Source organism: Mycobacterium xenopi (genome assembly GCF_009936235.1).
Classification (GTDB): Bacteria; Actinomycetota; Actinomycetes; order Mycobacteriales; family Mycobacteriaceae; genus Mycobacterium; species Mycobacterium xenopi.
In genome coordinates this window covers 2,823,058-2,836,139 of sequence record NZ_AP022314.1, presented here as the reverse complement: position 1 = coordinate 2,836,139, position 13,082 = coordinate 2,823,058, and the positions used below count along the sequence as shown (strand labels likewise).

At 67.5% G+C, this 13,082-nt stretch carries 9 protein-coding genes, 1 tRNA gene and 1 pseudogene; 5 read left to right on the top strand and 6 right to left on the bottom strand.

Annotation, left to right across the window (positions count from 1 at the left end; translation table 11 throughout):
- Positions 1-25: 25 nt before the first annotated feature.
- From MYXE_RS13170 to MYXE_RS13155, 4 genes are all read right to left on the bottom strand, one after another.
- Complete coding sequence (locus tag MYXE_RS13170; protein WP_086009169.1) at positions 26-661, bottom strand: HdeD family acid-resistance protein; 636 nt, start codon at positions 659-661, stop codon at positions 26-28.
- A gap of 33 nt (positions 662-694) precedes the next feature.
- The gene (locus MYXE_RS13165; RefSeq protein WP_003920368.1) at positions 695-2,026 is read right to left on the bottom strand and encodes an adenylate/guanylate cyclase domain-containing protein; all 1,332 of its coding nucleotides are present in this window, start codon (positions 2,024-2,026) and stop codon (positions 695-697) included.
- A gap of 43 nt (positions 2,027-2,069) precedes the next feature.
- Positions 2,070-2,576, bottom strand: coding sequence for a DUF488 domain-containing protein (locus MYXE_RS13160; RefSeq protein WP_003920369.1), 507 nt, complete (start codon positions 2,574-2,576; stop codon positions 2,070-2,072).
- Positions 2,577-2,653, bottom strand: a tRNA-Leu gene (locus MYXE_RS13155). It lies immediately after the preceding gene.
- A gap of 99 nt (positions 2,654-2,752) precedes the next feature.
- Here MYXE_RS13155 and MYXE_RS13150 point away from each other — a divergent pair.
- On the top strand, positions 2,753-3,373 hold the full coding sequence (locus tag MYXE_RS13150; RefSeq protein ID WP_003920370.1) for an ANTAR domain-containing response regulator: 621 nt from the start codon (positions 2,753-2,755) through the stop codon (positions 3,371-3,373).
- A 31-nt stretch (positions 3,374-3,404) separates the two neighbouring features.
- On the opposite strand, the gene MYXE_RS13145 is transcribed toward MYXE_RS13150, so the two are convergent.
- The gene (locus MYXE_RS13145) at positions 3,405-4,568 is read right to left on the bottom strand and encodes a lipid-transfer protein (RefSeq protein WP_050947692.1); all 1,164 of its coding nucleotides are present in this window, start codon (positions 4,566-4,568) and stop codon (positions 3,405-3,407) included.
- A gap of 35 nt (positions 4,569-4,603) precedes the next feature.
- Positions 4,604-5,044, bottom strand: coding sequence for a Zn-ribbon domain-containing OB-fold protein (locus MYXE_RS13140; protein ID WP_071700400.1), 441 nt, complete (start codon positions 5,042-5,044; stop codon positions 4,604-4,606).
- Positions 5,045-5,129: 85 nt separating this feature from the next.
- Between MYXE_RS13140 and polA the strand changes: the two are divergent.
- From polA to MYXE_RS13120, 4 genes and pseudogenes are all read left to right on the top strand, one after another.
- Positions 5,130-7,864 (top strand): annotated as a pseudogene (gene polA / locus MYXE_RS13135) (DNA polymerase I).
- 113 nt (positions 7,865-7,977) lie between these two features.
- On the top strand, positions 7,978-12,159 hold the full coding sequence (gene pglW, locus MYXE_RS13130; protein ID WP_085198287.1) for a BREX system serine/threonine kinase PglW: 4,182 nt from the start codon (positions 7,978-7,980) through the stop codon (positions 12,157-12,159).
- A gap of 64 nt (positions 12,160-12,223) precedes the next feature.
- A complete protein-coding gene (locus MYXE_RS13125; protein ID WP_071700403.1) occupies positions 12,224-12,691 on the top strand; it encodes a hypothetical protein in 468 nt (155 codons plus the stop codon).
- The gene (locus tag MYXE_RS13120; RefSeq protein ID WP_071700404.1) at positions 12,688-13,041 is read left to right on the top strand and encodes a hypothetical protein; all 354 of its coding nucleotides are present in this window, start codon (positions 12,688-12,690) and stop codon (positions 13,039-13,041) included. The genes MYXE_RS13125 and MYXE_RS13120 overlap by 4 nt, the downstream gene beginning before the upstream one ends.
- The last annotated feature ends 41 nt before the right edge of the window (positions 13,042-13,082 follow it).

Here is a 13,082-nt window from a genome sequence, read left to right as displayed (position 1 = left end):
GTACATAGCTGGTGGGGGTGTGCCGCTAAGGTCCGCCGGCCGGCGGCGTCGCGCCGGTTCCCCCCGACAGCGCGTTGTCCAGCGCTTTGGATGCGCTGCGGATGCCGAACGACGACACGATCTCGAACACGCCGATGACCACCAGCCAGATGCCTACGATCAGCGTCAGTATCGCGAGCGATTCGAACGGCGAGGCGATCATCACGATGCCGGCAAGCAGGCTGACCACACCGAGGAAGATCGCCCAGCCTCGCCCAGGCAGGTTGGGGTCGCTGATCGCCGAGATCGACGTTGCCACACCGCGGAAGATGAAGCCGACGCCAATCCAGATCGCCAGCAACAGGATTGCGATCAGCGGGTCGTTGCCGAAGTGCCGGAAGGCTAGCACGGCCAGCACCAGCGATGCGGCACCGCTAATGAAGAGCAGCACGCGGCCACCGGCTGACACGTGCAGGCTGAAGGCGAAGATGACCTGCGCGATGCCGGTGACCAACAGATAGGCGCCGAAGGCAATGGCTGCGACCAGAATGGTTATCCCCGGCCAAACCAATACCAGGATGCCGAGGGCCAGCGCCAGAATCCCGGAAACCAGCGTCGACTTCCACAGATGCGGCAATAAGCTTGGGACAGAAGTGGGTTCCATCAGCGCAGTGTCCCATATCGCGCGAGCTGGGTGCGGCGTTTGGGGCAGGCGTCAGACGCCGGCGATTTGCGGTGCGCCACTATGCAGGCGACCCGACCGCGCCCCGGGCTTGCGGCCGACGAGATACCAAGTGTGCATGACGCCTTTGCCCTTGACCTCGACATCCCCGCGTTCCTCCAGCACAAAGTCGTCTTTCAGCCGTTCGTAGACCTCCTGAGGCACTTGGATCCTGCCCTCGGGGTCAGTGGACTCCATCCGGGACGCGACGTTGACGGCGTCGCCCCACACGTCGTAGAAGAAACGGCGCGATCCCACCACCCCGGCGACGACCGGCCCGGTGGCCAGGCCGATGCGCAGCGGCAGCGCACGCCCATGCGGGTCTTTGAGTTCGGCGGCGGCGTCGGCCATGTCCAGCGCGAGATCCGCCAGCGCCTGGACATGATCGTGGCGCGGCCACGGCACCCCGCTGACCACCATGTAGGAGTCGCCGCTGACTTTGATTTTCTCCAGCCCGTGTTTGTCGACGAGCGCGTCGAACTCGGTGTAGAGGCGGTCCAGGAACTGGATCAGCTCGGTCGAATCGATGCTGCTGGCCCGTTCGGTGAAGCCGGCGATGTCGGCGAACAGCACCGAGGCCTCGTCGTACTTGTCGGCGATGATGTTGTGGGCCGGATTTTTGAGCCGGGCCGCGATGCTGGCCGGCATGATGTTGGCCAACAGCGCCTCGGACCGGTCGTATTCGACTTCCATCACGGCTTCGGCGCGGGCGATTTCGCGCAGCGCGTACCACATGGTCACGACCACCATCACGCACGCGGAGACGGCGGCGATGACGAAGCCCATCGACTGGGCCCACGCCGGCTGCAATCCGGTGTTGCGCGGGACGAGGAACTCCAACGCGATCACCAGGGCGGCGGCGATCGCCGCCAGCGTCGCGGCCAACGCGATGTGTTCGATGCCGAGCTGCAACACCACCAGGCACGCTGTCACCAGGAAGAAGAACTGCAGCCCCGAGCCAGTGCCGACGTTCCAGCAGATGACGAAGATCGCAAGGTAAGCGGTGCAGATAAAGGTAAGCGGCGCAACAAGTTCGCCAAAGCGATGCAGTAACGGCACCGCGGCGAACACAGCAGCGGCCAGCAGGTTGACCAGCTGAGTCCGCCACACCGGGTGTCCGACCGCAAGTCCGACAATGGCGTAGCTCGCACATACCAGTACCGCCATCGCGGAGTTGATGTTGAGCACCCGGCGGCGTCGGGACGCGCTGTCGGCGTAGTGCTGGCTGCGGGCACGTGGCTGTGCCCGCACTGTTGCGACACAGCACGATGTTCGCGACGAATCGGCCGTTTCTGACCGTGGGGCGCCTCTGGCCTTGGCGGCCACGCCGAAAGCCTACCGGTGAGCTGGTCATTCCAGAAATACGTTGTCAAGAGTTGTCCGGCCGGTCTCCGGCAAGCCACTCAGACATGGGGTGTTCTGACAATGACCCGTTGGGCATGATGTGGTGCACCGGATAGCCGTCACGGGTGGCCAGATCAGCGATGATGCGCCGGTGGCAACGCCACCACACCGGTTCGCCGCACATGATGGCGACGTTGCAGGTGTCGGCGTCGCGCAACAGCCGCCGGTACGCCGCGTGAAATCCCGGGGTGCGGGTATGAGCGGCGTAGTTGGCGAACTGCTCGTTATCCCACCAGTGGTCGCTGGGCAACGGGTCATCCGGCGGTTTGCGCCTGCCGCCCAGTTCGGGCTCGTGCCGGTAACCGATGCCCGCGTCGCGCAGCCACTTCGGCATGGCTTGCTTGGACACATCGGGGTTGCGGCGCGACCCGGGAAAGCTTCGCACGTCGACCAGCAGCTCGATGCCGTGTTGACGGAGCGCCGTGGTGAGCTGCTCGGCTGTTTTCGCGCCGTGGCCGATGGTGAACAGCATTGGTGCCCTCGGTGGGATTCGAACCCACACTGTACGGGTTTTGAGTCCGCTTCCTCTGCCAGTTGGGATACGAGGGCGTGCCGGTTTCCGGCCTCCCACCATAGAGGATGCGTGCGGTGGGACGGTGTCACAACCCCGCGGTCGCTGGTGGCCGCCGTCCGCGACACAATGTCGTCATGACCGGCTCCACGACCGACGTCGACGCTGCCAGCCCGCGCCGGGTTCTGATCGCCGAGGACGAGGCACTCATCCGGATGGACCTGGCCGAAATGCTGCGCGAGGAGGGCTACGACATCGTCGGTGAGGCCGGCGACGGGCAGGAGGCCGTCGAACTGGCCGAGCGGCTCAAGCCCGACTTGGTGATCATGGACGTGAAGATGCCGCGCCGCGACGGAATCGACGCCGCATCGGAGATCGCCAGCAAGCGGATCGCGCCGATAGTGGTGCTGACCGCGTTCAGCCAGCGCGACCTGGTCGAGCGGGCCCGCGACGCGGGCGCGATGGCCTACCTGGTGAAACCGTTTACCGTCAGTGACCTCATTCCGGCCATCGAGCTGGCCGTCAGTCGGTTCAGCGAGATCACCGCACTGGAACGCGAAGTGGCGACGCTCGCCGACCGGTTGGAGACCCGCAAGCTCATCGAACGGGCCAAGGGTCTGCTGCAGACCAAACAGGGCATGACCGAGCCGGAGGCGTTCAAGTGGATCCAGCGCGCGGCGATGGATCGGCGCACCACCATGAAACGCGTCGCCGAAGTGGTGCTCGAAACCCTCGACCCGACGCGCGAGCAGACGTGAAACAGCCCGTTTTACGTCTGCTCACCCGCACTTAGCGGGCCACGATCACCGAGGAGCCGTGCCCGAACAGGCCCTGGTTGGCGGTGATCCCGACGGTGGCGCCCTCGACCTGGCGACCGGTGGCCTGGCCGCGCAGCTGCCAGGTGAGCTCGCAGACCTGCGCGATGGCTTGGGCTGGAATCGCTTCACCGAAGCAGGCCAGCCCACCCGACGGGTTGACCGGGATCCGGCCGCCGATCGCCGTCGCCCCGCTGCGCAGCAGCGCCTCGGCTTCGCCCTTGGGACACAACCCCAGGTGTTCGTACCAGTCAAGCTCCAGCGCGGTCGACAAATCGTAGACCTCGGCCAGGCTCAAGTCTTCGGGCCCGATGCCGGCTTCGGCGTAGGCGGCATCGACGATCTGATCCTTGAACACCCGCTGCGGCGCAGGCACCACCGCAGTGGAATCCGTTGCGATATCGGGCAGTTCGGGCAAGTGCTGCGGATAGCGCGGGGTGACGGTGCTGACCGCGCGCACCGCTGGCACACCGCGCAGCGAACCGAGGTGTTCGCGGGTGAATTTCGCGCTGGCCACCACCAGCGCCGCGGCGCCGTCGGAGGTGGCGCAGATGTCGAGCAACCGCAGCGGATCGGCCACCACCGGGCTGGCCAGCACGTCGGCGAGGGAAACCTCCTTGCGGTAGCGGGCGTTGGGGTTCTGCAGTCCATGCCGCGCGTTTTTGACCTTCACCTGCGCGAAATCCTCCGCGGTGGCTCCGTAGAGGTCCATGCGCCGGCGAGCCAGCAGCGCGAAATACACCGGGTTGGTCGCCCCGATCAAGTGGAATCGCTGCCAGTCCGGGTCGTTCTTGCGTTCACCGCCGACCGGCGCGAAAAACCCTTTGGGAGTGGTGTCCGCGCCGATGACCAGCGCCACGTCGCAGAAACCGGCCAAGATTTGGGCGCGCGCGCTCTGCAGCGCCTGCGATCCGCTGGCGCAGGCCGCGTAGCTCGAGCTGACTGGGACGCCGTTCCAGCCCAGCTTCTGCGCGAAGGTCGCACCGGCGACAAAACCGGGATACCCGTTGCGGATGGTGTCCGCGCCGGCCACCAACTGAATCTGACGCCATTGCAGGCCGGCCTCGCCCAGCGCCGCCCGCGCGGCCGCGACACCGTACTCGGTGAAGTCGTTGCCCCACTTGCCCCACGGGTGCATCCCGGCGCCGAGGATGTACAGCGGCTCAGGTGTAGTCACGCGATCCTCCAGCCGTAGACGATGCGCTCCACACCCTTGTCGTCGGTGAACAGCGGCATGGTGGTCAGCTCCATCTCCATGCCGATCGTCAGGTCGGCGGCCAGCGTGCCGTCGGCCACCTTGCCGAGCACGATCAAGCCCTCGTCGGCCAGCTCGACCGCGGCAACAGCGAACGGTTCGAACGGGTCCGTGGCCGGATAGGGCGGCGGGGGTGCGTAGCGGTTTTCGGTGTAGCTCCACAGCGTGCCGCGTCGCGACAACGGGACCGCGTCCAGCTGGTCCCCGTCGCAGGCGGGATTGGGGCAGGTGTTGGGGCGCGGCGGGAACACGTAGGTGCCGCATCGCGGACACTTGCTGCCGATCAGATGCGGCACACCGGCCTCGTCGGTGGCGAACCATCCCTCGATCGCCGGCTGCTGGCGGGTTGTTGCTGGCACGCGGCCAGCCTACCGACAACCGGGGCAAAACTGAAACGTGTTGCAGTTTGGCGCCGCTGTCCGACCGGATGCATAGAGTAGGGCCGTGAGCCCAGCCAAAGCCGCGGCCACCGCGCCGGCGGAAGCCCCGACTGCAAACGGAGACAAGCCGACACTGCTGCTGTTGGACGGCAATTCGCTGGCGTTCCGGGCGTTTTACGCACTGCCCGCGGAGAATTTCAAGACCGCCGGCGGGCTGACCACCAACGCGGTCTACGGGTTTACCGCGATGCTGATCAACCTGCTGCGCGACGAACAGCCGACGCATGTGGCCGCCGCGTTCGACGTGTCGCGGGAGACATTTCGCGCCGACCGCTACCCGGAATACAAGGCCAACCGGACCTCGGCCCCCGACGAGTTTCACGGCCAGATCGACATCACCAAGGAAGTCCTTGCCGCACTGGGCATCACCGTGCTCGCCGAACCGGGTTTCGAAGCCGACGACATCATCGCGACGCTGGCCACCCAAGCCGAGAAAGAGGGCTACCGGGTGCTGGTGGTCACCGGCGACCGCGACGCGCTGCAGCTGGTCAGCGACGACGTCACCGTCCTCTACCCGCGCAAGGGCGTCAGCGACCTCACCCGCTTCACCCCGGAGGCCGTCGTCGACAAATACGGGCTGACCCCCAAGCAGTACCCGGACTTCGCCGCGCTGCGCGGCGACCCCAGCGACAACCTGCCCGGCATCCCGGGCGTGGGCGAAAAGACCGCCGCCAAGTGGATCGCCGAGTACGGCTCACTGGAAGGACTGGTCGACAACGTCGACACGGTCAAAGGCAAAGTCGGCGACGCGCTGCGGGCACACCTGGCCAGCGTGGTGCGCAACCGGGAACTCACCGAGCTCATCCGCGACGTGCCGCTGGCCCAAACCCCCGACACGCTGCGGCTGCAGCCCTGGGACCGGGATCAGATCCACCGGCTGTTCGACCACTTGGAGTTCCGGGTGCTGCGCGACCGGCTGTTCGAGACGCTGGCAGCCGTCGAGCCCGAAGTCGACGCGGGGTTCGACGTGCGCGGCGGCGCGCTGGAGCCGGGCACCGTCGGGCAGTGGCTGGCCGCACACGCCGGAGATGGCCGGCGCTGCGGGCTGGCGGTCGTGGGCACCCACCTGCCCTACGGGGGTCAGGCCACCGCGCTGGCCATCGCCGCTGCCGACGGTGAGGGCGGCTACATCGACACCGCCACGGTGACCCCTGCCGACGACGCTGCGTTGGCGGCCTGGCTCGCCGACCCCGACAAACCCAAGGCGTTGCACGAGGCCAAGCAGGCCATCCACGACCTGGCCGGGCGCGGCTGGACGTTGGGCGGTGTCACCTCTGACACCGCGCTGGCCGCTTACCTGGTGCGGCCCGGGCAGCGCAGCTTCGCTCTCGACGACCTGTCGCTGCGCTACCTGCGCCGGGAGTTGCGCGCTGAAACCCCTGAGCAGCAACAGCTTTCGCTTCTCGACGATACCGATGGCGTCGACGACCAGGCGGTGCAAACCACGATTCTGCGGGCCCGCGCGGTGGCCGACCTCGCCGACGCGCTGGACGTCGAGCTTGCCCGCATCGACTCCCAGTCGTTGCTGGCCGAAATGGAGTTGCCGGTCCAAGCGGTGCTGGCGGGCATGGAGGCCGCCGGTATCGCCGTGGACTTGGAGCTGCTGAGCGAGCTGCAAAGCCAATTCGGCGACCAGGTCCGCGACGCCGCTGAGGCCGCCTACGCGGTGATCGGCAAGCAGATCAACCTGGGCTCACCCAAGCAGCTGCAGGTTGTGCTGTTCGACGAGCTGGGCATGCCGAAGACCAAACGCACCAAAACCGGATACACCACCGACGCCGACGCGCTGCAGTCGCTGTTCGACAAGACCGCGCACCCGTTCCTGGAGCATCTGCTCGCCCACCGTGATGCCACCCGGCTGAAGGTCACCGTCGACGGGCTGCTGAATGCGGTGAGCGCAGATGGCCGGATTCATACCACGTACAACCAGACCATCGCCGCCACCGGGCGGTTGTCGTCGACCGAGCCCAACCTGCAGAACATCCCGATCCGCACCGAGGCCGGCCGCCAGATCCGCGACGCGTTCGTCGTCGGCAAGGGTTACGCCGAGCTGATGACCGCCGACTACAGCCAGATCGAGATGCGGATCATGGCGCACCTGTCGCGCGACGAAGGGCTCATCGAAGCGTTCAACACCGGCGAGGACCTCCACTCGTTCGTGGCATCCCGGGCTTTTGGCGTGCCGATCGACGAAGTGACACCCGAACTGCGGCGCCGGGTCAAGGCGATGTCCTACGGGCTGGCCTACGGGCTGAGCGCCTATGGGCTATCGCAGCAGCTGAAGATCTCCACCGAGGAAGCCAAGGAGCAGATGGACGCCTACTTCGCCCGCTTCGGCGGCGTGCGCGACTACCTGCGCGCCGTCGTCGAGCAGGCCCGCAAGGACGGCTACACCTCGACCGTGCTGGGCGGCGGCGCTACCTGCCCGAGCTGGACAGCAGCAACCGGCAGGTGCGCGAGGCCGCGGAGCGTGCCGCGCTCAACGCGCCGATCCAGGGCAGCGCGGCCGACATCATCAAGGTCGCGATGATCGAGGTCGACAAGGCGCTCAAAGCGGCCGGGCTCAAGTCGCGCATGCTGCTGCAGGTGCATGACGAACTGTTGTTCGAAGTGGCTCCCGGCGAGCGGGAGCAACTCGAGGCGTTGGTGCGCGACAAAATGGGCAGCGCCTATCCGCTGGACGTGCCGCTGGAGGTGTCGGTGGGCTATGGCCGCTCTTGGGATGCGGCCGCGCACTAGTGGGGCCGAGACCCGGCTCGCCGAGCGGCACGTGGTTCGCCCAAAATTGTCGGTGTCGTAGCCGATACTGCTGACAGCAAACCGGCTCACAGCGACGAGGAGGTGCCCAACCGGTGAAGGATGGCCGTTGGGTCCAGATCGCCGAGTCGCAATTCGCCCACGAGCAGCAGGGGCTCGATGCCATCAAGCGGATTCTTCCCGACGCGGCGCCGTTTCGCGCCTGGGCGAATTTCGAATTCCGCGACAATCGCGGCCGCTGGCACGAGGTCGATCTGCTGGTGCTTGCCCGAGACACGCTCTATCTCATCGAGCTCAAGCATTACGCGGGCACCCTGCGTGGCAACGATCACGTGTGGATGCGCAACGGGCAGCGGGCGGAGGACTCGCCCCTGCTGCTGACCCGCCGCAAGGCCCAGTACTTCAAGTCGCTGCTCACAGACACACTCCGGCAGAAGGCGGGCTACGACCCGGGCATCATCCCGTACGTGCAGGAGCTGGTGTTTCTGCACCACCCGGAGTTCACCTGCGAGCTGCCGGAAAGCTCGAAGATCAACCTGTACGGGCTGGACGGGCTCAGCCACAAGACCGGCCTGCCCGGCATATCCGAACGGCTGCTGGCCCCGGCCCGACGAGAGCCGGTCAGCGAGAAGAACAGCTTGATCATCCACGGGCTGATGAAGGCGATCGGTCTGGCGCCGCGGCGCCAGCGCGAGGTCGGGTCGTGGATCATCGACGAGCAGCCCCTCGCCGACGGTGACGGTTGGCAGGACTGGCCGGCATTTCACCATGTCGACACCGAACGGCACGCCCGCATCCGCTTCTACACCATCGGTGAGGGCGTGACCAAGGCCGACAGCCACGCCCGCAAGCAGGCCGTCACCCACGAGTTCCACCTGCTGTCCCGGCTGCGTTACGACGGGCTGCAGGTCCCCGAAGACCTTGTCAACGAGCCTGAACTGGGGATCGGGCTGGTGTTTCCTCAACCTAAAGGTGATGTGCCGCTTGACCTTTGGCTGGCCGACCACAAGAACCTGTCGTTGGAACAACAGCTGGACCTGATTGGTCGGCTGGCCGACATCGTCAACTACGCCCACCGCAACCGCGTGGTGCACCGTGGCCTCAACCCGCGTTCGGTGGCGATCCGCGAACGCGACGAACTGCTGCCGCAGGTCACCGACTGGGACAGCGCCGGCGTGCTGCCCGCCAACCCCGACACCGCGGTGAGCCGCCTGTCGAGCGGCTCGCTGTCGCTGATGGCCGCTGCGCCCAGCGACATGGCCCGGCTGTTCGCCGCCCCGGAAGGCCCGCGCCCGGCAGACCCGGCGCGCATCGACGTCTTCGGGCTGGGCGCCCTGGCGTTCTACGTGCTGACCGGCGGCCGGTCACCGGCCACCGAACGCGGCGAGTTGATGGACCGGCTCCGCCGCGACCACGGCCTGGATCTGGCCGCGGAGATGCCCCAGGTCCGATCCTCGCTGCGCCAGTTGGTGCTCGACGCCACCAACCCCAAGCCTGACGAGCGCATCGCCGACGTGGCCGAGTTTCTCGAACGGCTCGCGGCTGCGCGCGAGGACGTGCTCGGCAAGGCGACGGGCACCGATCCGCTGGAAGCCGGGCCGGGAACCGAGCTGGCCGGACGGTTCACGTACCGCCGCAAGCTCGGTGCCGGGTCGACGGCAGTGGGCATCCTGGTCGCCGACCATCAGGTGGGCGGCGCCGAACGGGTGTTGAAGGTGGCTAAGGACGCCGACGCCGCCGAGCGGTTGCGTGCCGAGGCGCAGATCTTGGGCCGATTCGAAAACGACGACCGCATCGTCACCTTGCACGGCGTCGTCGAAGTCGGTGGGCGCACCGCGCTGCTGCTGAAGTACGCCGGGCGCACCACGCTGGCTGAGGAACTCAACAACCGCGGCCGCTTGTCTATTGACGTGCTGGAGCGGTGGGGCACCGACCTGCTGACGGCACTGGTGGCGCTGGAACGCAACGGGGTGATGCACCGCGACATCAAACCTGCGAATCTCGGTGTCTACCAGTCGAGTTCACGCGCCGACTCGCATCTGGTGATCTTCGACTTCTCGATGGCCGGCGTCGATCCCAAGAACATCGAGGCCGGCACCCCGCCGTACTTGGACCCGTTCCTGGGCACTGGTGGGCGCCGCCAGTACGACACCGCGGCCGAACGCTACGGCGCCGCGGTGGTGCTGTTCGAGATGGCGACCGGCAAGAGCCCCCGGTACGGGCCCAACCCGAACGCCAACCCGGCCACCGTCGATGACGACATCACGCTGACTCCCGACATGTTCGAGCCGACCGCCGCCGCGGCGATGGTCGCGTTCTTCACCACCGCGCTGTCCCGCGACGCGGCTAAACGGCCCGACACCGCCGAGGACATGCTGCGCGCCTGGCGCGCCATCTTCAGCGCCGTCGACACCGAAACCGCGCCGCAGGAAAGCGATTCGGCCGCCGCGCGGGCGGACGTGTCGACGCCGCTGGCCGCGGCGGGGTTGAGCGCCCGGGCGGTGTCGGCGTTGGCCACCGCGCAGGTCGCCACCGTCGGCGAGCTGTTGGCGCTGGACTCCACCCCGCTCAACAGGCTGGTCGCCAGGGAGGCCAAGGACACCCGCAGAGAGATCCGCACCCGCTACCAAGAGTGGACCAAGCGGCTGGGCAAGCAGCGCACCGTCTCCGATCAACTGATGGGTCTCGACGACGCGGTGGGATTGTTGATGTCGGCGGTATCGGCACCGCGGGCAGCCACCACCCGCAGGCGGGCCGCCGAGCTGATCCTGGGTGTCACGCCGGGGCTGGACGCGTTCGCGAGCAGCGCCGAACTGGCCGAAAAGCTGGGCAAGACAACTCCGCGCGGCATCCAGGTGCTCAAGGAACTGCAGGACGACTGGGCGAAGAACACCGACGCCCGGGAATTGCTCGACGCGATCACCGAGATCGCCAAGCAGGTGGTCACCGATTTCGGTGGGGTCGCCGCGGTGAGCACGCTGACCGCCGAGATCCGCGCGCGGCTGCCGCAGTCCGACGTCACCTTGGCCGACTGGTCGGCGCACGACCGCACGGCCGGTGGCCTACTGCGCGCGGCGCTGGACCGGCTCAGTGAGCACGAAACCGCTTCGGGGACAATGGAGTTCGTGCGACGACGGCATGGTCGGCGGCTGGCGCTGCTGGCAGAGGACGAGATGCTGCTCGCCGCCGCCGAAGCTGCGGGGGAGCGGGCCGACAAGCTGGTCACCGCCGATGTCGCCGCCCTGGTGCCCGCGTCGACGGCGGCCAGGGAACTGAGGGCGGCGTTCCTCGACGGCTACCGAGCCGTCTATGACACTGACGCGCAGATCCCGTTGCCGGCGGATGGGCGGCTGGTGCGGCTGGCCGCGGCCATCTCCCGCCATGCCGCGGTGTCGGGCCGCGGCGAGCTGCACAACCGCAGCATGCCGCCCGCGGCCGCGGTGCGGGTGGCGCTGACGGGGCTGGCGCAGTCCGAGCGGCTGTCGCCGTCGCAGGTCCGTAGCCGCGTCACCGCCCGCTTCCCCGAGCTGGACCGAGTTCCGCTGCGGCCGCATCTGGACACCCTGATCGCGCAGACCGGACTGGACCTCGAGTGGGACGGCGATGCCTACCGCTTCCGGGTTCCCGAACCGCCCAGCGCCACCACCATGCACACCCACACACCGACCCAGGTGCCGGGCTCCGGTGGCCTCGATGCAGAGGCGCTGCAACGGGCGGACCACCGCGCGGCGCTGCGACGCTGCATCGACGAGCATGGATTCCTCGCGGTCGGTGTGCCCATTCAGACGGATCGGCCCGGCGAGCACGAGCGGGTGGCGCGCGAACTCGCCGCTGCCTACGACGGTGAGGTGCTCGACGTGACGACGCGTCTGATCGCCGCGATGCGGGAACTGGCCGAGCGGCAGGGCGTGTCGTGGAATCTGATTCGCAGCGCCGACGCAGCGGAGCCAGGCAGCCGCGACGCACGCGGGTTGCGCGCGGTGATCGACCGGGTGGTGCCTCAGTTGACCGAAGAGCTGCGTGCGTCGGTGTTCGACGGCCCCAGCCGGGCCGAACCGCTGATCCTCACCGAGGTGTCGCCGCTGGCCCGCTACGGGCATCTCGACATTCTCGCCACGCTCAGCGACCTGTCGGCGCCGCGGCGGCGTCCGGTTTGGGTGCTGCTCCCTCAGCTACGTGGGCAGACCGGAGCGCTGGTGGACCGCAAGCCGATTCAGCTGGGCTCGCCCGGGCAGTTCCTCGTGTGGCGGGAGGAGGCGGATGCAATACACGGCTGAGAAAGCACCCGGTCACGCGCCACCGACCTCGACAAGGAAATACTTTAGAAGTAGTTTTAATGTCATGGACGAGGTGTCGTTTTCTGACTTGCAGCTGAAGGGCAAGGCAACTGTCGAGCGTTGGCTGCGCCGTTCGGCGGGTCGCCCCCTGCGGGTGCGCCGGCGCGACGCCGAGGATCTGGTCCTGATCACGGCCTCGCGGGCTGCTCAGCAACGGGAGGCGGCGTCGGCGACGTCTCGGCTGTTCGTGGCGATGATGCAGCATGGCCGCGGGGCGCGTGACCTGGTGACCGAGGCTTTGCCGGATGCGTTCCCGTGGGTGGCGTTCTTGTCGCAGGAGGAGGTCCACGAGTTCGTCGACGAGTTGGTGGCGACGATGCGGGCCGCGGACTCGATCGACAACCCGGTGCCGGTGGCTCAGGTGATCGAGAGTTGGCGGCACACCGCGGAGGTACTCGCCGATCCGGAGTTGGCGGCGGTGCTGGCCGCGCCGAGCGACGGCGACTACGGAAGGGTGCCGCCGCCTGAGTGAGTCCGAAACGGGGAGATCGTGTCGCACCGCCGGCTGTGCGGGGGCAGTGGGAGTTGCGCTTCGCGACCAGCGAGGCGGTCAAGGGATGGGAATCGCTGTGCCAGCAAGCCGCTGCGAACACCGCGACTGCGTGGAACGAGTTGCGCAGCCGCCCGCAAAGTCCTGCGCCAACCCCGCGCCATCATCGGCTGAAGGGTCGGCTGGCGTCGGGCATGCACGGCGGGGTGGAGATGGAGCAGTGGCAATACGAAGTGACCGGCGGCGGAAGGATCTGGTACCTCGTCGATGTCGAAAAGCGCACGTTGTGGCTGCGCCACGCGGGGCCTGGGCATCCTCGTGAGACCGAATGAGGGAGAAGATGTGAGTGACAAGCCGGCACGGCGTTCTTCAC

Bases quoted from the DNA above. Each gene is read 5' to 3' on its own strand.
- MYXE_RS13160 (WP_003920369.1), bottom strand. From the start codon at position 2,576: ATGCTGTTCACCATCGGCCACGGCGCGAAAACAGCCGAGCAGCTCACC.
- MYXE_RS13150 (WP_003920370.1), top strand. From the start codon at position 2,753: ATGACCGGCTCCACGACCGACGTCGACGCTGCCAGCCCGCGCCGGGTT.
- MYXE_RS13145 (WP_050947692.1), bottom strand. From the start codon at position 4,568: ATGCACCCGTGGGGCAAGTGGGGCAACGACTTCACCGAGTACGGTGTC.
- MYXE_RS13125 (WP_071700403.1), top strand. From the start codon at position 12,224: ATGGACGAGGTGTCGTTTTCTGACTTGCAGCTGAAGGGCAAGGCAACT.